The 1176-nt window shown below is 28.4% G+C and carries 1 pseudogene; it reads left to right on the top strand.

The window, feature by feature from the left end:
* Positions 1-423, top strand: a pseudogene (locus tag WYK_RS24860) (lipopolysaccharide biosynthesis protein); the annotation flags it as partial.
* Positions 424-1176: the final 753 nt, after the last annotated feature.

Below are 1176 nucleotides of genomic sequence, written 5' to 3' on the forward strand. Positions count from 1 at the left end.
ATTATTTTGCAAAATTTAGGGAATTATTTAGTTGTAGGTACCGATAATATTATTATTTCTTCATTCATAAGTGTTGCAGCCGTTGGATTGTATTCTAATTATAATATGTTAATTGAGATATGCAGAAACTTCACTAATCAAATTTCGAATAACATTTATCATAGTGTCGGAAATTTAGTAGCTGAAGAAAATATAGAGAAAATTTTCTCTATATTTAAGATCTATCGACTACTGACCTTCTGGTTATATTCTCAATTTAGTATTATCCTTTACATTGTAATTAGTCCTTTTATCTCCTTATGGATTGGCAAAGCATTTTTAATGAACGATAATGTATTACTTGTGTTATTGCTAATTTTTTATGAAAGAGGTATGAGAAATGCCATTTCTACAGTGAAAACGACAGCAGGTAATTTTTCATGAGGATCGATATGTTCCTATCTTCCAAGCTGCTATTAACCTCATATTCTCCATTGTATTAGTTCATTATATAGGGATAATGGGAGTTTTCATGGGAACTCTTGTCAGCACAATAGCTGGCCCGTTTTGGGCGACGCCTTATCTGGTCTATAAGAAAGTATTTAGAAAACCAATATTCAACTATTATCTAACATACTTTTACTTTGCGATAATAGGAATAGCAACATACTTTTTGGTAAATTTAGCATGTAGTTCAATTATAATAGACAGTTGGCTTAACTTAATTATATCTTCAATAGTGTGTATAATCGTACCGAATATTATATATATATTGATTTTTCGTAATACAGATGAATTTAAATATTTATTAAACATAATCAAATCTTTCATTTTGAAAATCGTTAATAAATTCAAAAAAATAAAATATATAAAACAGGAATATCTAAATAAGATAATAAAAGGAAATTAATTTTTGAATATAGTATATAGAATCGTTAATTTAAGTGGATTTATTGTCCCATTTTCACATGAGACTTGGAAATGAGCTACCGTCTGTACAGATAAGTGTCGGTGATTCGTGAGACTAGGTCAATGATTGATAATGGGGGGAAATGATTCATAAGCAAAATGAAGATTTAATCTGTGTACTAAATAATGGAATGAATTAAAGTAAAATGTAATAATCATTGAGAATTCCGAGTTTAATAGGCTTGCAGTACTACAGAAATACCAATTAGAATTCATTCTTTCTTTAGT

Source organism: Peribacillus psychrosaccharolyticus ATCC 23296, assembly GCF_000305495.1.
GTDB classification, from domain to species: Bacteria; Bacillota; Bacilli; order Bacillales; family DSM-1321; genus Peribacillus; species Peribacillus psychrosaccharolyticus.